The following is a 19,026-nucleotide window of genomic DNA, read 5'->3' as shown; positions in this document are numbered from 1 at the left end:
AATAATTTGAGTCAAGAACAACGGGTAACAAGCGAAGCCGGCCGCATCGAGACCGAGCCCGGAGGCCGCACGCGGACGGCAGCGCGCCAAGGTGCGGATACTCTGGTTGTTTCGGCACCTGAAAGCCCACAACCAGGGCGGGGTGTCGTATCATAAAGACGTTTATGTAACGTCGTCCGGCTCAAGGGGGCGCCGCGCGCGAAGGCGCGTCGCATCGACCGCCGCCGGCGACATGGTCCGACCGTTCCAACAGGAAGGCAGGCACAATGGTCTCTCGCGTTTACGTGGAGAAGAAACCCGGCTTCGATGTGGAAGCGCGGCAGCTCAAATCCGAGCTCGTCGACATCCTGGGCATCGAGACGCTGGCATCGCTCCGCCTCATCAACCGCTACGACGTGGAAGGCGCCGACGACGAGCTGTTCGCCCGCTGCGTCCCCACGGTGTTCTCCGAGCCGCAGGTCGACGTCGTCTACGACGAGCTGCCCGAGGGCGGCATCGCGACGTTCGCCGTGGAGTTCCTCCCCGGCCAGTTCGACCAGCGCGCCGATTCCGCCAGCGAGTGCATCCAGCTCATCAGCCAGGGCGAGCGCCCGCACGTCCGCTCCGCCAAGGTCTACATCCTCGACGGCGACCTCTCCGATGCCGATATCGAGGCCATCAAGCGCTACGTGGTGAACCCCGTGGAGGCGCGCCTGGCCTCGCTCGAGCTGCCCGACACCCTCATCCAGGACGTCCCCGCCCCCGAGCCCGTCGAGGTCATCGACGGCTTCCGCGAGCTCGACGAGGCCGGCCTGGCCGCCTTCATCGCCGAGCGCGGCCTTGCCATGGACGAGGCGGACATCGCCTTCTGCCAGCAGTACTTCATCGATGAGGGCCGCGACCCCTCCATCACCGAGATCCGCGTGATCGACACCTACTGGTCCGACCACTGCCGCCACACCACCTTCGGCACCGTCCTCGAGAACATCGAGATCGACGACGCGACCGTCCAGGCCGCCTTCGAGCGCTACCTCGAGATGCGCCACGAGCTCGGCCGCGACGAGAAGCCCGTCTGCCTCATGGACATGGGCACCATCGGCGCCAAGTGGCTGAAAGCCCAGGGCACCCTCACCAACCTCGACGAGTCCGAGGAGATCAACGCCTGCACCGTCAAGGTGACCGTCGACGTGGACGGCGAGGACCAGGACTGGCTGTTCCTCTTCAAGAACGAGACCCACAACCACCCCACCGAGATCGAGCCCTTCGGCGGCGCGGCCACGTGCGTGGGCGGCGCCATCCGCGACCCGCTCTCGGGCCGTTCCTACGTCTACCAGGCCATGCGCGTCACCGGCGCGGCCGACCCGACCGTCCCCGTGTCCGAGACCATCGCCGGCAAGCTGCCCCAGCGCAAGCTCGTGACCACCGCGGCGGCCGGCTACTCCTCCTACGGTAACCAGATCGGCCTGGCCACCGGCCAGGTGTCCGAGCTCTACCACCCCGGCTACATGGCCAAGCGCATGGAGGTCGGCGCCGTGGTGGGCGCGGCGCCCGCGAGCCACGTCCGCCGCGAGTGTCCCGCCCCCGGCGACAAGATCATCCTGCTCGGCGGCCGCACCGGCCGTGACGGCATCGGCGGCGCCACCGGTTCCTCCAAGGCCCACAACGTCGAGTCCATCGAGAAGGACGGCGCCGAGGTCCAGAAGGGCAACGCCCCCATGGAGCGCAAGCTGCAGCGCCTGTTCCGCCGCGGCGACGCCTGCCGCCTGATCAAGCGCTGCAACGACTTCGGCGCGGGCGGCGTCTCCGTCGCCGTGGGCGAGCTGGCCGACGGCCTCTACATCGACCTCGACATGGTCACCAAGAAGTACGACGGCCTGGACGGCACCGAGCTCGCGATCTCCGAGTCCCAGGAGCGCATGGCCGTGGCCGTGGCCGAGGCCGACGTCGACGAGTTCATGGGCTACGCCGAGGAGGAGAACCTCGAGGCGACCGTGATCGCCGAGGTCACGTGCGAGCCCCGCGTTCGCATGGCATGGCAGGGCGACGCCATCGTCGACCTCTCCCGCGAGTTCCTCAACTCCAACGGCGCGCCCAAGTTCCAGGACGTCCACGTTCCCGCCCAGGGCGTCGCGCCCATCGACCCCGAGAGCGACCTCGCGCAGGCCGCGCTCGAGGAGTTCGGCAGCCTCGAGAACGTCTTCGAGAGCACCGTGCCCATGGTTCCGGGCGCCGAGGAGGTCGACTCCTTCGCCGAGGCCATGCGCCTGCTCGTGAGCGACCTCAACGTCTGCTCCAACAAGGGCCTGTCCGAGCGGTTCGACTCCACCATCGGCGCGGCCACGGTGCTCATGCCCTTCGGCGGCGAGCGCCAGCTCACCCCGAGCCAGGCCATGGTCGCCAAGTTCCCGGTGGACGGCGAGACCACCACGGTCTCCGGCATGGCCTGGGGCTTCAACCCCTACATCATGGAGGCCGACCAGTACCGCGGCGCCTACCTCTCCGTCGTCGAGAGCATCGCGCGCCTCGTGGCCACCGGCTTCGACCACACCAAGGCGTACCTCTCCTTCCAGGAGTACTTCGAGCGCCTGCGCGACGTGCCCGAGCGCTGGGGCAAGCCCATGGCCGCCGTCCTGGGCGCCCTCATGGCCCAGGTCGAGCTCGGCGCCGGCGCCATCGGCGGCAAGGACTCCATGTCCGGCTCCTTCGAGGACCTCGACGTCCCGCCGACCCTCATCTCCTTCGCCGTCGCCGTGGGCAAGCTCGCCAACATCGTCTCGCCCGAGTTCAAGGGCGCCGGCCACCGCGTCGCGCTGATCCAGCCCGCCTACCAGGTCGACGACCTGCTGCCCGAGACCGACTCCCTGCTCGCCGCCTTCGGCGCCGTCGAGGGCCTCGTGCGCGAGGGCCGCGCGCTCGCCGTGTCCACCGCCGGCTTCGGCGGCCTGGCCGAGGCGCTCTTCAAGGCCTGCCTGGGCAACCGCATCGGCTTCACCGTGTCGGACGCCTACTACGAGGCCGACGCGCGCGACCTGTTCGACCACGCCTACGGCTGCTTCATCGTGGAGCTGGACGAGGGCGTGGCGCTGCCGCAGCTCGACGGCGTGGAGATCGTCGAGCTCGGCGTGACCTGCGAGCCCTACGAGCTCACCGCCTACGGCGAGACGCTCGATCTGGACGAGCTGCAGGAGGCCTGGGCGAGCGCGCTCGAGGGCGTGTTCCCCTACCGCAGCGCCGCCGACGACGTCGACGCCCCCGAGGAGCTCATTCCCGAGGAGCGCTACCGCTGCGAGGAGGAGGGCCGCGTCCGCGCGACCTACGGCGGACTCAAGATCGCCAAGCCCCGCGTGGTCATCCCCGTCTTCCCCGGCAACAACTGCGAGTTCGACTCCGCGCGCGCCTTCCGTGCCGCCGGCGCCGAGGCCGACGTCTTCGTGATCAACAACCTCACGCCCGAGCACGTGGCCGAATCCACCCGCGAGCTGGCGCGCCGCATCCGCGAGTCCCAGATCGTCATGATCCCCGGCGGCTTCTCCGGCGGCGACGAGCCCGACGGCTCCGCCAAGTTCATCACCGCGTTCTTCCGTGCACCCGAGGTCACCGAGGCTGTTCGCGACCTGCTGCAGTCCCGCGACGGCCTGATGCTCGGCATCTGCAACGGCTTCCAGGCGCTCGTCAAGCTGGGCCTCGTGCCCTACGGCGACATCGTGGACGCCACGGCTGACGCGCCGACGCTCACCTTCAACGAGATCGGCCGTCACCAGAGCCGCCTGGTCCGCACGCGCATCTGCAGCGACCTGTCGCCGTGGCTCTCCCAGTGCGACCCCGAGGAGCTCTACACCGTGGCCATCTCCCACGGCGAGGGCCGCTTCGTGGCGAACGACGAGGTGCTGGAGCAGCTGCGCGCCGGCGGCCAGATCGCCACGCAGTACGTCGACGTGGCGGGCATGCCGTCCATGGACCTCGACGTGAACCCCAACGGCTCCGTGGCCTGCATCGAGGGCATCACCAGCCCCGACGGCCGCGTGTTCGGCAAGATGGGCCACGTGGAGCGCCGCGGCGACGGCCTGTACAAGAACGTCCCCGGCGAGAAGTTCATGCCGCTGTTCGAGAGCGGCGTCGCCTACTTCTCATAAGTGACTCAGCTTGGGACGGGGCATTTTGCCCCGCTCCGCCTAACCGCATGAGGGCCGCCGCCTGGAACGCATCCAGGCGGCGGCCTTTTTCTCCCGCCTCGAAAAAGGGACAGGCACTTTTCTGAGACCCTTTTCTGAGACCCTTTTCTGAGACGCGCTTTTCTGAGACCGCGGGCCGTGGACGAAAACGCAGCCTCGCATTGGGGACGGGTGCCGAAGTGAAACGCCAACCTGAAACCAGCTAAAGAACCGCCCCCATGAAAGGACCCACCATGCACCATCCCATGAAGCAGCTGCCCGAACGCGCGATCTCCGAAGACGAGGCGCGCGAGATCCTGCGCGACGGCGAGTACTGCGTCGTCGCCACCGTCGACGCGGACGGCCACCCCTACGCCACGCCGCTCTCCTACGTGCTGGACGGCGACACCCTGCTCATTCACACCGGCGCCGCCGGCGGCCAGAAGACCGACGATTGGGAGCGCGACCCGCGCGTCTGCGTCACCGTCGCCGTGGACATGGAGCCCGTCTTTGTGGAAGAAAACGGCGAGCCCGGCTTCTTCACCACGCGCTACGCCAGCGTCATCGCCACGGGCACCGTGCGGCGCGTCGCCGACCCCGCCCAGGTCCGCCGCGCGCTGGCCCAGCTCTGCCTGAAGTACGCGCCCGAATACAAGGACGAGATCAGTGGCGCCATCGAGCGCGAGCTGCCCCTCACCGCCGTATGGGCCATCGACCTCGAGCATATTTCGGGGAAGGCGGGCCGTCGCATTCCCAACGGCAAGGGCGCCGTCGCGAGATCTTGATGGAGCGGCATCCCGGATGAGCGCCGAAAAACGATAAACCGCAGCTCGCATCTAAGCGGGACTCGCGTCGCGAGCCCCGCTTTTGCAAAAGTTCCGACTTTTCCCATCGATTCTCAAAAAAACCAAGTAGCTGCTGTTTTCTCCAAATAAAACCCCAGCTCAGAAATTGCTATATAAGCGGTATAGAAAGGAGTTTGGGGAACGGATGGGAAAAGTCGGAACTTTTGCACGAGACGCCTTCGCAGCGGCCCGCAAACGCGCGAAATGGGCGGCTAGGAAGCGCGACGGCGCAGAAAATGCCGCCACACCACGGTAACAACCGCCAACTCGATCGCAGTCGCCAGCGCGATCAACCACGCCGGCGCCACGTCGAAGAGGACGCCGAAGACAGCCTGGCCCAACGGCGTGGCGCAGTTCACCAGCGTCATGAATAGCGCAATGAGCTTGCCCACCAAAGCCGACGGAGCCCCCGCCTGCAACTCCGCCAGCATGCAGGAGCCCATGAGACCGCCGGACATCGTCGCGAACGCATAGCTCGCCGTCAGAATCAGAAACACCGCCATGGGCGCCATGAAAGCCACAGGAGACAGCGCCCAGGCGGCGACGCCCATGGCCGCCGCGATTCCGCCCACGTAGGGCGCCGAGCGCCTCAGCGAGAAATACCGCGGCGCGATGGCCAGCAGGCTATGGCCCACCAGGCTTCCCGCCCCCATCGACATCTGGGCAAACGAGGCATACGCCGCCGGGAGCCCGAGCGTGATGGTGACCACGTACACGGTGCCCACGCTGATGAGCGCGCCCGCCGACACGTTCACGAAGGTCGCCGTCGCCATGCCGCCCAGCAATATCGGCTTATTGCGCAGATAGCGAACCGCCTCGGCCAGGTCATCGCGGACCACGGCAAGCGCGCTACCCTCCCACGAAGCGGGCTCGCAGGGGAACCTCACCGCGAGCGCCACCAACGCGCCGGACACCGCGAACGCGGCGAGCGACACCCAGACCACGGGCACCAGCCCCACCGCACCGTAGACCGCCGCACCCACCACGGGTCCGCTGAGCGTGGTCAAGCTGCCGATCTGGCTGACGAGCGCCACACCGCGCGGCACGTCGGGGGCAGCGAGCACGAACGGCACCGTCGACTGGATCGACGGCTGATAGAGCGCCTGCGCCACGAACGAGGCCATAGTGGCGAACACCACCAGCGAAAAGGGGTCCCCGGTATCCTTGAACCCCAGGAACACCAACAGTACGGCGACCAGCGCAGCGTTCACGCCCATCATGATGCCGCGTTTGCGCGTGCGGTCCGCCAGCACGCCGCCGATCGGGCTCAGCAGCGTATAGGGCACGAAGCCGCATGCGATCGCCAAACCGAAACGCGCGCCGGAACCCGTCACGTCGAGCAGGTAGAGCGGCAAGACGAACTGCAGCACCTCCTGGCCCAGCAGCGAGCAGAACTGTGCGAGCAGGATCAGCGCGAACGTGCGCTTATCCGATTTCTCAACCATCGTTCCCATCGAAGCCGCCTTCCCGTAGGTTCATACATACTGTTGGTATGTTCTTTACTGCCGAGAAAAACCGCCGAAGCGGTTCCTCTCTACCATGTGCCCGCAGGACTATCCAAGGGGCTGCGCGCCTTCATCTGCGGGCCGACCTCCACAGCGGCGCCGCCAGGTTTCCAAACTCACCTGCGGATCCAGCACGATATCCAACCCCATGCCCTTCATAAAGGCATTCATGAACGCCACGCGCCGCGCCTGCTCCCCCTCATCGCGTGCAGGGAAGAACGCCGGGACGCACCACAAGTTGTTGAGTAGGGCGATCGCCTCGGCGAGCTCGCGCGGATACTCGGTCTGGATGGTCCCGTCCTCCACGCCCTGCTCGATCACGGGCATCATGAGCTCATGGGCGCTCACGGCGAACAAATCGCGATACTCGGTGGCGAGCATCCGCGGGTTCCTCATGGGATCGAGCTCGGGATCGGCTTGGGAGAAGAAGGCCGAGTCCATCCCGCGTGCACCGCTATCGAACATCGCCTGGATTTTCTCGCGACCGGTCATGCCCTCGGCATCGCGAATCCTACGCAACCGCTCCACGCCGGGCGCCATCACGCGGTCCATGGCGGCGAGAAAGATATCATCCTTGCTCGAAAAATGATGGTAGACCGCACCCTTGGTAAGGCCGCCCAGCTCGTCGATGATGTTTTGCATGCTCGTCTGCTCGTAGCCGCGCTCGACGAACAGGCGCATCGCGACGTCGAGGATCCTCGCGACCGTCTCCTCGGGATGCTTGTTTCTCGCCATGCACGACCGCCTCCTCATACATACTGTTGGTATGTATAGTAGTCTTGCGATAACGACGAAGCAAGGTGACACCAAAGCGGAAATATGAAAGGAATACCATGGCAAACGACGATGCGCCCCTCATCGACGTGAACCGCGCCAGCTGGGACGACCGCGCCGAGGTCCATGCACACGGCGGGTACGGCGACCTCTCCGCCCTCACGGGCGACCCGCGCGCCATCACAGGCGTCGCTCGCAGGGACTACGAGGCGCTGCGGCCGCATCTACCGAACAACACGGTCGAGGGCCTCAAGCTGCTGCACCTGCAATGCCATATCGGCACCGACACCCTCTGCTGGCCGCGTCTAGGCGCGGCCGAAACCTGGGGGCTGGATTTCTCACCTGCCGCCCTCGCCCATGCACGCGAGCTCGCGCGCCAGGCGGGCGTCGAGGTGCGCTACGCAGAGGGCGATGCGCGGTTCGCGGCCGACGCGCTCCAAGATCACATCGGCACCTTCGATGCCATCGTGACCAGCGCCGGCACGATCACCTGGCTGCCCGACCTCGCCGACTGGGCGCGTTCCATCGAGCGGCTCCTCGCGCCCGGCGGCGCCTTCATGATCCGCGACGATCACCCGCTGCTCGCCGCCCTCGGCTTCTCGGGGCTCGAGGCATGCTGCGACTACGTATCGGGCTCGCAAAGCTCCTACGACATGGATGTCACCTACACCACCGATCCCGGCAACGAGACGACGCGGAGGCTCGCGCACACCAGAAACCATAACTGGACGCACGACTTCGCAGAGATCGCAAGCGCACTCCTGGGCGCCGGCCTCTCGATCGAGGGATTCGCGGAAGACGAGGTGGCCGAATGGCAGTCGCTCCCCATGCTCGAGTTCCACGCAGAGGATGAATCCTGGCGCCTGCCCCAAGGGTCTCCGCGGCTGCCCCTCATGTTCACCATCGTGGCCCGCAAACCTCAGAAAAGGGACAGGCACTAATCTGAGGCTGCGCTCCAGCAGACGCGGCACACAAGCGGCCCGCGCCCTGAGCATCACGCCCGTTTGCATGCCGCTGCCTTCCATGCGGCGTCTCGTTTTGTCTCCATCCTCAATTTGAGGTTTCACGCCCCTGGCGCTACACTAACAGGGACATATTCGCCTCCTTCTCCGGATGGGGGCAGCGCGCGAGCGCTCACGTGCCGGCACCGTAGGACGTTGAAGGTGGCCGGCGGGTGGGCGCTCGTTTTCATAGCGCCTGCGCCGCGCCGCCAAACGCACCTCATTGCAGCGCCCGCCCCTGCATCGAGAGGCCGAACGGCGGAACGGGAGCAGGCGCCCGAAAAGAACAGGAGTTGCATCATGAAGAAGTTCGTCACCGACGCCTCGTTTTGGGAGCTCTTCGACGGCGCGTCGTTCGGCGTCGTGGTCGCGCGCGGCATGAAGCCCGCGGCGGACGTGGCGCCCGAGGACGCCGCGGCCATCGAGCAGCTGCTCGCGCGTGCCAATGCGCAAGCCGAGCGCCACCTGGAGTCGCCCACGCTCTCCGAGAACGCCCCGGTGCGCGTATGGCGCCAGGCCTACCAGCAGTTCAAGACCAAGCGCGGCGCGCGATGCTCCATCGAGAACCTGCTCAAGCGCGTGCTCAAGGGCAACCCCGTGGGCAGCATCTCGCCGTCCGTCGATATCTACAACGCCATCTCGCTCAAATACGCGTTACCCCTCGGCGGCGAGGACATCGACGCCTTCCGGGGCGACCTCGTCCTGCGCGTCACCGAGGGCGGCGACGACTTCACGCCGCTGGGCGAGGGCGCCGAGAACGACCCGACGCTCCCCGGCGAGCTCGCCTACCTGGACGACGCCGGCGCCGTCTGCCGCTGCTGGAACTGGCGCGACGGCGTGCGCACCGCGCTCACCGACGAGACCGAGAACGCCTTCCTCATCGTGGAGTGCACCGACCCCGCGCGCGTCGAGGACTGCCGCGCCGCGACCGACGAGCTTGCCGAGCTGGTCGAGCGCTACCTGGGCGCGACGATCGCCGTCAAGGAGCTCGTGACATCCGAGAACCGCGAGGTCGTCATCGCAGAATAATGCACCGACAAGGCGCCTGGACCCGGCGCCAGAGCCAGCCCAGGCCCGCCTTGCTCAGATTACGCCTTGCTCAGATTAGTGCCTGTCCCTTTTCTGAGCAGTCCCGCCTCTCAGATTAGTGCCTGTCCCCAATTTGAGGGGTCGGCAGCTTCATCGATGGCCGCGCGCTCTTGATCGTATCGAGCAGATCGCCCGCGGCACCAGCTGCCTTATCCACCGTCGCCGTCTTGGCAAAGGAACGGATGACGTCCTTGACGAACTGCTGGAGCTCGGGGTCGAGCCCCTCGACCGTATCGAGCATGAGCGGAATGGTGCGCTTGCGGTCGGCCATGATGTCCGAGAACCGCGTAGCGCCAGTCACGCCGATAACGTCGAACAGCGTATCCACGAAGCGCTCGCGCTCGGCCAGCGTGTACTTGTCCATCCAGGCATCGAGGGTCGCGTTGAAGAAGCGCGACGACGCGGTGAAGCCGTCCGCCTGCACGAACGCGCAGGCGTCGACATCGACCTCCCATAGAAACGGGTTGTGCTGGAAGAGCGAGAAGCCCCCGCTCTCCACGATGAGCGGGCGGCAGTCGGGGCTTTCCGACAGCACGGCGCCGATCATCGTGGACTTGGGCACCGTCTTCACCATGCAGGGCAACACGCGGCGGTACGCGCTCGATGCGCAGAACTCACGGTGGAATCCGGGACCGTCATGCGAGAAGACGCGCACGATGCGGGCGTGGTGCTCGGGCGCGCACATGGCGGCCGCGTAGACCGCCAGGTTGCCTCCCTTGGAATGACCGCCCACATACAGCGGGCCGGGCACGGCGCTCGCCACCGCATCGAGATACGCGCGCGCCTCCTCCTGGGCGGGAACCGGGTTGAGGAAGGTCATGTTGAAGTCTTCCTTCCACCCCACGATGGTGGAATCGGTTCCGCGAAACGCGATATACGATGAACCGTCGGGCAGGTAGAACGTCATGGCTGCGAACTGTTCCTCGCTGTCGCGGCTCGTGGTGAAGCGGAACGCCGCCAGCCGTACATCGCGGAAGCGCGGACTCGCGCAGACCGAGAACAGGAGGTCGCGGCTTCCCTCGGGATCCCAGCTCGAACCGAACATGCTCTCGAACGACTCGGCGCGCAGCAGCTCGTGCAGCGCGATGCCCTCGAGCTGGCACGCAGCGCCTTGCGCGGCGTCGAGGTGCGTGTAGGCGAGCCAGGCGAACACGAGACTGTCGACCGCGCAAAGGGGCCGTTCGTCAAACGTATCCATGCGCCACTGCACATAGGTGAGAAACGTTCCGGCCTGCCTCTGCCGCCTGATCGGCAGCGCCCTCTCTTCCGCCATCGCACCTCGCTCCTCGTCGATAAGACATGACTCCGTTATGCCCATTGTAGACCCGGATCGATCAGATGGCCGAAGCATGCAAGCGGCAGAGCCATTCACCTGCAGATGAGAGCCTGAACGCGCTCTCGACCTAGCCCCTGTCCCCGCGTTGGGAATCGAGGCGCTCGAGAAGCTCGGAAGCGAAGGCGACGCAGTCGGCCACCACGCGGTAGCGCGCCACATCGAAGATGGGTGCGCGCGCATCGTCGTTCACCGCGATGATGGACTGGGCGGCGGATATACCCGATACATGCTGGATGGCGCCGGACACCCCCAGGCTCAACAGGACGCGGGGCGCCACGGCTACGCCCGTCTGCCCCACCTGCTGCCAGGGCTCGAGCCAACCCGCCTCAACCAGGGGGCGCGTGCCGCCGAGCTTCCCGCCCAGGGCGCGGGCCAGCTCGCCCGCGAGCGCGAGATTCTTCTTCGATCCGATACCGCGGCCCGCGACCACGAGTACCTCGGCGTCGACGAGGGCGTCCGCCTCCCGCGTGCGCTCGACGCCGCGCAGCACGACCCGGGGCCGTACGGCGGCATCCAGGCGAACGTCTACCACCTCGCCCGCGCGGGCTTCGTCATAACGCGGCATGGGGAAGATCCCGGGGCGAACCGTGGCCATCTGCGGGCGATACGACGGGCACGCGATGGTCGCCATGAGGTTGCCGCCGAACGCCGGACGGGTCTGCAGCAGAAGGCCCGTCTTCCGATCGATATCAAGCGAGGTGCAGTCGGCGGTCAAGCCGGTCTGCAGGCGCACGGCAACCCCGGGCGCGAGCTCGCGACCGAAAACCGTGGCGCCGTAGAGGATGGCCTCGGGTTTGCGCCGACGCGCCAGCTCGCAGACCCATTCCGCATGCACCGCGGCATCGCATGCGGAGAAGCGCTCGTCGCGGCAGCGCACGACCTCGTCGGCGCCCGCGGCGATGAGGCGCGCGGACACGCCCCGATCGCCCGCGAGCCCCTCGGGGAGCAGCGCGACCACACGGCAGCCGCGCACGTCGGCAAGGCTGCGCGCACGACCCATCAGCTCCAAAGAAACGCCAAGCGGGCTGCCGTGCTCATCGATCTGGACGAACACCCAATAATCGCGGGCATCCGCACAGCCGGCCGAATCCGCGGCAGACGGCCGCTCGAACGCCAGCGCCCCCACGGGGCAGGCGTCCACGCACGCGGCGCAGGCGATGCACGACTCGGTCGCGTGCGCACGCCGCGCACCCCGCGGACCCTCGACCACGATGCCGCCGCTGCCGCATGCCTTGACGCAGCGCCCGCACCCGATGCAGCGGTCCGCGTCAACCATCAACCCGCTCATATGCCCATCTCCTTCAACAGCGCCGCCACCGCATCGGCCTGCTCGTCCACGGACCCCTCGATCGGGATGCCCGACGCATCGGCCTTGGGAACGAACGAGCGCACCACCTGCGTGGGCGAACCCGCACGTCCGATGCGCGCCGGGTCCGCACCCGCCTGGCGCGCCGAGAGCACCTCGATGCGCGCGCCCTCCGCCGCCATGACGCCCGCGATGCTCGCCATGCGCAGCTGGGCCGCGTCCTTCGATACCGTCAGCACCGCGGGCAGCGGCGCCTCGGCAACCGCAGCTCCCCCGTCCACCTCGCGGCGCGCGCATACGCGCCCGGACGCGACCTCGAGCACCTCGGTCACCCCGGCGATGCAGGGCGCATCCAGCGCGCCCGCCAGCTCGGGTCCGATCTGGGCGGTGTCGCCATCGACCGCCAACTTGCCGCACAGCACCAGGTCCGCCCCGCCTAGACGGCGAACACCGCAGGCCAGGGCATACGTCGTGGCAAGCGTGTCGGCTCCGGCGAAGTCGCGGTCGGACAGGAGCAGTGCGTCATCGGCACCGCGCGCGATGCAGTCGCGCAGCAGCTCCGCCGTGGTCGGGATGCCCATGGAGAGCACCGCGACCCGGCATGGGAGCCCCTGTCGCACCGCATCATCCTTGAGGCGTAGGGCGACCTCGAGCGCGGCGGCGTCGAAGGGGTTGATCACCGAAGCGCCGCCGTCGCGGACGATGGTGTTGGTCGCGGGATCCATCTTGACCTCGGTGCTACCCGGCACCGCCTTCACGCACACGATGATGTTCATGGCCGTTCCCCTCCCTGCATCTCGGCAGCCACCTCGTCCAGCAGCGCCTCGTCGAACAGGTTGCCGCGCCCCAGCCGGCACATGGGGTCGAGCCGCGCCTTCAAACGCGCCATCGCGCGCACGCGCTCCCCGCCGTACATCGCAAGCAGGTAATCGCGCTTGATCTTGCCAACACCGTGCTCGGCCGACACCGACCCGCCCATCGCCGACACCGCATGCGCCCAATGCGCGAAGAGCTCCTTGCCGCGCGCGTATTCCCGCTCGTCGCGCGGCAAGATGTTGACGTGCAGGTGGTTGTCGCCGATGTGGCCCCATACCGCTGACTGAAGCCCCGCTTTCCCGATGCCGTCGCGGTAGAGCTTCATGACGTCGCGCAGGCATTCGCTTGGCACCGCCATATCGGACCCCAGCTTGGCTATGCTCGGCATATCGCGTCGACGGCGGTCAATGAGCGTGTTCACGCACTCGGGCACGGCGTGCCGGAAGAGGCGCAGGCGCTCGCGGTCGACGTCGGTGCGCGCCACCCAGGCGTCCTCCCCGCGTGCGCCCGCGGCGCGTAGCAGCTCGCTCAAGAGCTTCAGCTCTTCCAGCACCTCGCCCGCCGCGGCGCCGGCGAGCTCGACGTACACGCACGCGCGAGCCGCTCGAGGCGCATTGGGAAGCGAGCTGAATGATCCGCCTTCCGTGCGCACGCCCCGCAGCACATCCAGGGCCTCGCCGTCTATATATTCGAATGCGAGCGCTCGCTTCAGCGCGGGGCGCGCCGCTATGACGAAATCCAGCGCCGACTCCTCGCTTGCGAAGAAGCAGCACGCACCCCATACCGCTTGAGGCGCTTCCCGAAGCTCGAGCTCGAGCTCGGTGATGATGCCGAGCGTTCCATCGGAGCCGATAAACAGGTCCACGGCATCCATGTCGTCGGCGATCGCGTAGCCCGCGGCGTTCTTGCACGAAGGAGACGGAATCGCAGGGAGCTCGAGCGGAATTGACCGGCCCTGCTCGGTTACGAGGACGAGGCGCCCGCCGTTCGCGCGGCACGCGCCGCGGCGCAAGCTCAAAGCCTCGCCCGTTGCCAGGACGACGCGCAACGCGCTCACGTGAGGACGCATGGGGCCGTAGCGATAGCTGCGCGCGCCGGACGCGTTGCACGCCGCCATTCCGCCCAGGCACGCCGACGTCTCCGTGGGGTCCGTGGGAAAGAACTGCTCGCAGCCGGCATAGAGCGCATCGAGCGCAGCACGCGATGCAGGATCCCAATTGACTGCGGGAATAGATCGGGAGCGAAGATGGCGTCGCAGCTCCGACAGCACCACGCCCGGCTGGACGCGCAGGTGGTACCCGCCGTCGCGATCCCGCCGAAGTCCCAGGTACGCGTTCATCCTGGAGAGGTTGAACACATGCCCTCCGCACGGAACCGCACCCGCCGCCAGCCCCGTGCGCGCCCCCTGGACCGTGATGGATGCCGATGGCGCGTGGTCGGCAAGCCAACCGATCTGCGCCCGCAGCTCGTGCTCGGAAACGGGAAACGATATGGTGTCCGCAGCGCCGCACGTACGCGACTCATCGCGGCGGTACTCGGCGAACTCTTCCGTCATGGGTTTGACCCCCTGCATGCGCGCCTCCTTAGTATTCTTTAGCGTACTAAAGCGTATGGCGAAGTATGCCGCATGATTGTTTCAAGTCGTTAACGCGCCCATCTATGACGGACCTATGAAGGAGAAAATCTCGAGAAATCGCCTCTGCGGCGCACGCCCCGTCTACCCGCAATTGTATGAATTCTGCAAGGTCAGGGGTGCTTTTTTGAAAGATTTGCCTGCTAGGATAGGCCTCCCATCGCCCGCGGATACCATATGCGACCGCGTGCACTGACGCAAGGAGGTTGTATGGCCCTGTATTATCCGAAGCAGCATCTCGCACTGGAGATCGTCGACGATCCGGAGTGCGCGCCTATCGATCCGGAGGCGTTTCCCGAGCTCTATGTTGCGACGGTGACCATAGACCAACTCGCGAATCCCCAGACGATCAGCTGGTACACCCAGCGGGCGATGGGCCATGCCCTGCGACGCGAAGCCGCCATCCGCGACATCGCCCAACCCGACGACGAGCTCCCCTGCCTCGAGGCCGCAAACTGACCACCCCGCAAGGCAGGGAGCGCACCGTAGGACGGCGCATCCCTGGCTTGCGGGGCAAACTGGCCCCACGGTCGCCGTCTAGGCCCTCATTCGGAGCGGGTTGCCCCGAAGGCAGCGGCACAGCCGCAGGCTAAAGGAGACGAAACATGCAAACGCCCCGACCGCGTGATCTAGCCGCAAGGCGAGTCAAGTTGCCCTGAAAGACGGAGCGCGCACGCCTTAGGGCGGCGCGACTCCGGCTTGAAGGGCAAATTGGCCGCCTGGTGGCTAAATCACCGTGACGCGGCCGTTGGAGCCGACGATCCCCTTCACCTCCGCGATGAGCGGGATGGAGCGGGCGTTCACGCGTGTGGGGATCTCGGCGCGCATGGTCTGGCCGTCGGCTTGCTCGACGAAGAGCTCGACGCGGTCGCCGCCGGGGTTGGTGGCAAGCACCGTGGCCAAGCGCGACATATTGCTCTGCGTGAAACGCGAGCTGGGCACCATGACCTCGAAGACCTTGGGCCGGTTGGTCTCCTCGTTGAGCTCGAGGGGCAAGATCTCCTGCGCGATGATCTGGTCTCCGCGGTCGGAGCGCTCGAGCTTGCCATGGATGCGGATGAAGGCGTCGGACAGCACGGCGCCCGTCTCGGGATCCGTCTCGCCGTACAGGCAGCTCTCGGCAGCCTTGTACGTCTTGGGGAAGACCACGACCGTGGCCTCGCCTTCCATATCCTCGAGGGTAACGATGGCCATGGGGTCGCCATTCTTGGTGACGCGCTTGGAGACCTCGGACACCATGCCGGCGAACCAGAAAGGCTTGCCCTCGGGAATCTCCTGGTTGATGGTGCCCTCGCCATTGGGCGCCATGGTCTCGTAGCCGGTGTCGATCTGCGAGAGCGTAAACTCGCGCGCCTTGCCGAGCGCGTACTCGTAGGGGCGCAGGGGATGGTCCGAAACGTAGATGCCCAAAACCTCGCGCTCCTGCGAGAGCTTCATGTGGCGATCCCACTCGTTGCCATCCGGATCGGGGATCACGACCTCGAAGCCCGAGCCCTCGACGTCGCCGAAGACGTCGAAGAGCGAGGTCTGGCCGCTCGCACGGTCCTTCTGCCGCTTGGTGGCGGCATCGATGATGTTCTCGGGATTGGCCTTGTCCACGAAATGCATGAGCTGACGGCGCGGATACCCGGTGGCATCGAAGGCGCCTGCCTTGATAAGGGCCTCGATGACGCGGCGGTTGGCCTGGCTCGAGTCGACGCGGTCGACGAAGTCGTGCAGATTCTTGTACGGGCCGTTCGCCTCTCGCTCGTCGATGATCGCCTGGGCGACGCCCTCGCCCACGCCGCGGATGCCGGCCAGGCCGAAGCGCACGCCCTCGGACGTAGCGGTAAACTCCTTGCCGGACTCGTTGACATCCGGCGGCAGGACCGCGATGCCGTCGTGGCGGCACGCGGAAACGTAGTGCACGATCTTGTCGGTCTTGCCCGTATAGGAGGTAAGCACGGCGGCCATGTACTCGTTGGGGTAATGGGCCTTCAGCCAAGCGGTCTGCATAACCAGGATGGCATAGCCGGCGGAGTGCGACTTGTTGAACGCGTAGGAGGCGAACTCGAGAACGTCGTCCCAGATGCGCTGGGCGGTCTCGCGCTTGTAGTTGTTGCGCTCCGCACCGTTCATCCAGTGGTCGTAGATGGTCTCGTCCTCGCCATCGGACCATTTGAATACCTGGTCCGTGAGCATCTTGATCTTCTTCTTGGCAACGGGCTTACGGATACGGGAGTCCGATTCGCCCTTGGAGAAGCCGCACATCTCGACCGAGATGAGCATGACCTGCTCCTGGTAGACCATGGTGCCGTAGGTCTCGCCCAGGATGCCGTCGAGGCGCGGGTCGTAGGAGACCGCGGGCTCCTTGCCGTTCATACGGTTGATGTAGCTGGTAACCATGCCGGCGCCCAAGGGGCCCGGGCGGTACAGGGCGATCAGAGCGACCACGTGCTTGTACTCGGTGGGCTTCATGTTCTTGATGGTGGCCGTCATGCCCGCGGACTCGACCTGGAAGACGCCCGCGGTACGGCCCGCGCTCATGAGCTCGAAGATCTTGGGATCGTCGAAGGGAATCTTGTCCGGGTCGATATCGATACCGTAGTTGGCCTTGATGTTGGCCTTGGCCTTCGAGATGACCGTGAGGGTGCGCAGGCCCAGGAAGTCCATCTTGAGCAGACCCATGTCCGCGACGGTATGGCCTTCGTACTGGGTGATCTCGACGCCGCCCTTGGTATCGAGCTTGGTGGGCACGTGCTCGTTCACCGCGTCGCGGCAGATAAGGACCGCGCACGCGTGCACGCCCTCGCCGCGGGTGAGGCCCTCGATGGAGAGCGCGGTATCGATGATGCGGCGGGCGTCATCGTCCTGACGGTAGGCATCGGCGAAGTCCGGGCTGTAGAGGTCCTCCTTGCCCGGCTGCTTCTCGAGCACCTGGCGAAGCTTCACGCCCGGGTCGGCCGAGACCATCTTGGACAGGCGCTGGCCCATGTAGACGGGGTAGTCCAGCACGCGCGCGGCGTCGTTGATGGCCTGCTTGGCCTTGATGGTGGAGTACGTGATGACGTGGGTGACCTTCTCGGGGCCATAGAGCTGTCGAACATGCTCGATGACCTCGAGGCGCCGCTCATCGTCGAAGTCCATATCGATATCGGGCATCTCGGTACGTTCGGGAGAGAGGAACCTCTCGAACATGAGGCCGTTCGACAGCGGGTCGAAGGTGGTGATGTCCATGGCATACGCGACGAGTGCACCCGCGGCCGATCCACGGCCGGGACCGACGCCGATGCCGTTTTGCTTGGCCCAGCGCACGTACTCCGCAACGATGAGGAAGTATGCGGCGAAGCCCTTGTCGCAGATGACCTTGTATTCGAACTCGAAGCGCTCGCGGATGTCGACGCCGCCGATCTCCTTGCCATCCCAGTCGTCGCCGTAGCGCAGGGCGAGGCCCGCCTCGCACTCGCGGCGAAACTGGCTCTCATGCGTCTCGCCCTCGTCGAGCAGCGGGTAGTTGGGCAGGATGATGCTGTCCCAGTCGAGCTCGACGTCGCACTTCTCGGCCAGCTCAACCGTGTTGTCACACGCCTCGGGGCAGTACGGGAACATCGCGCGCATCTCGTCTTCGGTCTTCATGTAGAACTCGGAGCCCTGCATGCGCATGCGGTTGGGGTCGTCCACCTTGGAGTTCATGCCGATGCACATCATGACGTCCTGGATGGGGGCGTCGTCGCGCGTGAGGTAGTGGAAGTCGTTGGTGGCGATGACCTTGACGCCGATCTGCTTCGCGATCTCGATGAGCTGGCGGTCCATCTGCTCGTCGGTCATGCCGGAATCGGTGGTGATGCCGTGCTCCTGGATCTCGATATAGAAGCTTCCGGGCTCGAACAGGTCGCGGAAGGTCTCGGCCCACTGGAGGGCCGACGCCATGTCGCCGCGGTCGATGCACTTGGGGATGATGCCGGCGATGCACGCCGAGCTGGCGATAAGGCCCTCGCGGTGGCGGCGCAGGTTGTCCAGGGTGACGCGCGGCTTGTAATAGAAGCCGTCGACCGCGGCCTCCGACACCGTCTGCATGAGGTTGACGTAGCCCTGCTCGTTGCGGGCGAAGAGCACCATATGGTAGAGCTCGGGCTTGCGGTCGCGGGCGAGCGTGTCATCCGGCGTGAAGTAGACCTCGCAGCCGAAGATGGGCTTGATGACCAGGGGCGGCTTGGTGGAGTCGAGGCTGCCCTCGGCGTCCCATGCGGCCATATCCCTCTGGAACTGGGCGTAGGCGCGCGGATCGGCCTCGGGATCGGGCTGCTCGAGCTCGTCGCGGCGCCCCTTCTCGAGGAACGACTTGTCGTGGCTCCAGGTCTTGTACTCGGGCGTGCCATGATTGATGGCGTCGCAGGCGAGGCCGAGCTCGGGGATGCCGTACATGTAGCCGTGGTCGGTGAGCGCCACCGCCGGCATGCCGAGGTCGACCGCGCGCTTGACCATATCCGAGATACGGGTCGCGCCGTCGAGCATCGAGTACTCGGAGTGGTTGTGAAGGTGGACGAATGCCATGTGCCGTTGTCTCCGATCTGATGTGCTAAAGAATCTGCTTGGGCGCGAAGCGCGACGG

The 19,026-nt window shown here is 66.4% G+C and carries 12 protein-coding genes; 5 read left to right on the top strand and 7 right to left on the bottom strand.

Features of this window, described 5'->3' with window-relative positions; all coding sequences use genetic code 11:
- Positions 1-266: 266 nt before the first annotated feature.
- Positions 267-4,112, top strand: coding sequence for a phosphoribosylformylglycinamidine synthase (locus tag E4J93_RS00770; RefSeq protein ID WP_147587576.1), 3,846 nt, complete (start codon positions 267-269; stop codon positions 4,110-4,112).
- Positions 4,113-4,369: 257 nt separating this feature from the next.
- Complete coding sequence (locus E4J93_RS00765) at positions 4,370-4,915, top strand: pyridoxamine 5'-phosphate oxidase family protein (protein WP_222705667.1); 546 nt, start codon at positions 4,370-4,372, stop codon at positions 4,913-4,915.
- A gap of 272 nt (positions 4,916-5,187) precedes the next feature.
- On the opposite strand, the gene E4J93_RS00760 is transcribed toward E4J93_RS00765, so the two are convergent.
- Both E4J93_RS00760 and E4J93_RS00755 read right to left on the bottom strand, forming a co-directional pair.
- Positions 5,188-6,429 carry an MFS transporter gene (locus E4J93_RS00760; RefSeq protein WP_147587575.1) on the bottom strand — a complete coding sequence of 414 codons (1,242 nt, stop codon included), beginning with the start codon at positions 6,427-6,429 and terminating at the stop codon, positions 5,188-5,190.
- A 99-nt stretch (positions 6,430-6,528) separates the two neighbouring features.
- Entirely contained in the window at positions 6,529-7,215 is a 687-nt protein-coding gene (locus E4J93_RS00755) for a TetR/AcrR family transcriptional regulator (protein ID WP_147587574.1), read from the bottom strand.
- A gap of 98 nt (positions 7,216-7,313) precedes the next feature.
- On the opposite strand from E4J93_RS00755, the gene E4J93_RS00750 reads away from it, so the two are divergent.
- Positions 7,314-8,195 carry a class I SAM-dependent methyltransferase gene (locus tag E4J93_RS00750; RefSeq protein WP_147587573.1) on the top strand — a complete coding sequence of 294 codons (882 nt, stop codon included), beginning with the start codon at positions 7,314-7,316 and terminating at the stop codon, positions 8,193-8,195.
- A 360-nt stretch (positions 8,196-8,555) separates the two neighbouring features.
- Positions 8,556-9,284 (top strand): B3/4 domain-containing protein, encoded by a 729-nt coding sequence (locus E4J93_RS00745; RefSeq protein ID WP_147587572.1) that lies wholly within the window; start codon positions 8,556-8,558, stop codon positions 9,282-9,284.
- 115 nt (positions 9,285-9,399) lie between these two features.
- Here E4J93_RS00745 and E4J93_RS00740 read toward each other — a convergent pair whose 3' ends face one another.
- From E4J93_RS00740 to E4J93_RS00725, 4 genes are all read right to left on the bottom strand, one after another.
- Complete coding sequence (locus tag E4J93_RS00740; RefSeq protein WP_147587571.1) at positions 9,400-10,617, bottom strand: DUF2974 domain-containing protein; 1,218 nt, start codon at positions 10,615-10,617, stop codon at positions 9,400-9,402.
- A gap of 130 nt (positions 10,618-10,747) precedes the next feature.
- Positions 10,748-11,968 carry an electron transfer flavoprotein subunit alpha gene (locus E4J93_RS00735; protein ID WP_147587570.1) on the bottom strand — a complete coding sequence of 407 codons (1,221 nt, stop codon included), beginning with the start codon at positions 11,966-11,968 and terminating at the stop codon, positions 10,748-10,750.
- Positions 11,965-12,762: an electron transfer flavoprotein subunit beta/FixA family protein gene (locus E4J93_RS00730; RefSeq protein ID WP_147587569.1), complete on the bottom strand. Its 798-nt coding sequence runs from the start codon at positions 12,760-12,762 to the stop codon at positions 11,965-11,967. Before E4J93_RS00730 ends, E4J93_RS00735 begins: the two co-directional genes overlap by 4 nt.
- On the bottom strand, positions 12,759-14,375 hold the full coding sequence (locus tag E4J93_RS00725; RefSeq protein ID WP_147587568.1) for an FAD-binding oxidoreductase: 1,617 nt from the start codon (positions 14,373-14,375) through the stop codon (positions 12,759-12,761). The genes E4J93_RS00730 and E4J93_RS00725 overlap by 4 nt, the downstream gene beginning before the upstream one ends.
- A gap of 270 nt (positions 14,376-14,645) precedes the next feature.
- Here E4J93_RS00725 and E4J93_RS00720 point away from each other — a divergent pair, with 270 nt between their 5' ends.
- Positions 14,646-14,894 (top strand): hypothetical protein, encoded by a 249-nt coding sequence (locus E4J93_RS00720; RefSeq protein ID WP_147587567.1) that lies wholly within the window; start codon positions 14,646-14,648, stop codon positions 14,892-14,894.
- Between the two features lie 267 nt (positions 14,895-15,161).
- Here the strand turns inward: E4J93_RS00720 and dnaE are convergent, their stop codons facing one another.
- Entirely contained in the window at positions 15,162-18,968 is a 3,807-nt protein-coding gene (gene dnaE / locus E4J93_RS00715; RefSeq protein WP_147587566.1) for a DNA polymerase III subunit alpha, read from the bottom strand.
- Positions 18,969-19,026 lie beyond the last annotated feature (58 nt).

The organism is Collinsella sp. BA40, assembly GCF_008014645.1.
Classification (GTDB): Bacteria; Actinomycetota; Coriobacteriia; order Coriobacteriales; family Coriobacteriaceae; genus Collinsella.
The sequence above is the reverse complement of the archived record's forward strand: the minus strand, read 5'-3'. Positions and strand labels throughout refer to the sequence as shown.

Bases quoted from the DNA above. Each gene is read 5' to 3' on its own strand.
- E4J93_RS00730 (WP_147587569.1), bottom strand. From the start codon at position 12,762: ATGAACATCATCGTGTGCGTGAAGGCGGTGCCGGGTAGCACCGAGGTC.
- E4J93_RS00750 (WP_147587573.1), top strand. From the start codon at position 7,314: ATGGCAAACGACGATGCGCCCCTCATCGACGTGAACCGCGCCAGCTGG.
- E4J93_RS00725 (WP_147587568.1), bottom strand. From the start codon at position 14,375: ATGCAGGGGGTCAAACCCATGACGGAAGAGTTCGCCGAGTACCGCCGC.
- E4J93_RS00755 (WP_147587574.1), bottom strand. From the start codon at position 7,215: ATGGCGAGAAACAAGCATCCCGAGGAGACGGTCGCGAGGATCCTCGAC.
- E4J93_RS00760 (WP_147587575.1), bottom strand. From the start codon at position 6,429: ATGGGAACGATGGTTGAGAAATCGGATAAGCGCACGTTCGCGCTGATC.
- E4J93_RS00740 (WP_147587571.1), bottom strand. From the start codon at position 10,617: ATGGCGGAAGAGAGGGCGCTGCCGATCAGGCGGCAGAGGCAGGCCGGA.
- dnaE (WP_147587566.1), bottom strand. From the start codon at position 18,968: ATGGCATTCGTCCACCTTCACAACCACTCCGAGTACTCGATGCTCGAC.
- E4J93_RS00770 (WP_147587576.1), top strand. From the start codon at position 267: ATGGTCTCTCGCGTTTACGTGGAGAAGAAACCCGGCTTCGATGTGGAA.
- E4J93_RS00745 (WP_147587572.1), top strand. From the start codon at position 8,556: ATGAAGAAGTTCGTCACCGACGCCTCGTTTTGGGAGCTCTTCGACGGC.
- E4J93_RS00765 (WP_222705667.1), top strand. From the start codon at position 4,370: ATGAAAGGACCCACCATGCACCATCCCATGAAGCAGCTGCCCGAACGC.
- E4J93_RS00735 (WP_147587570.1), bottom strand. From the start codon at position 11,968: ATGAGCGGGTTGATGGTTGACGCGGACCGCTGCATCGGGTGCGGGCGC.
- E4J93_RS00720 (WP_147587567.1), top strand. From the start codon at position 14,646: ATGGCCCTGTATTATCCGAAGCAGCATCTCGCACTGGAGATCGTCGAC.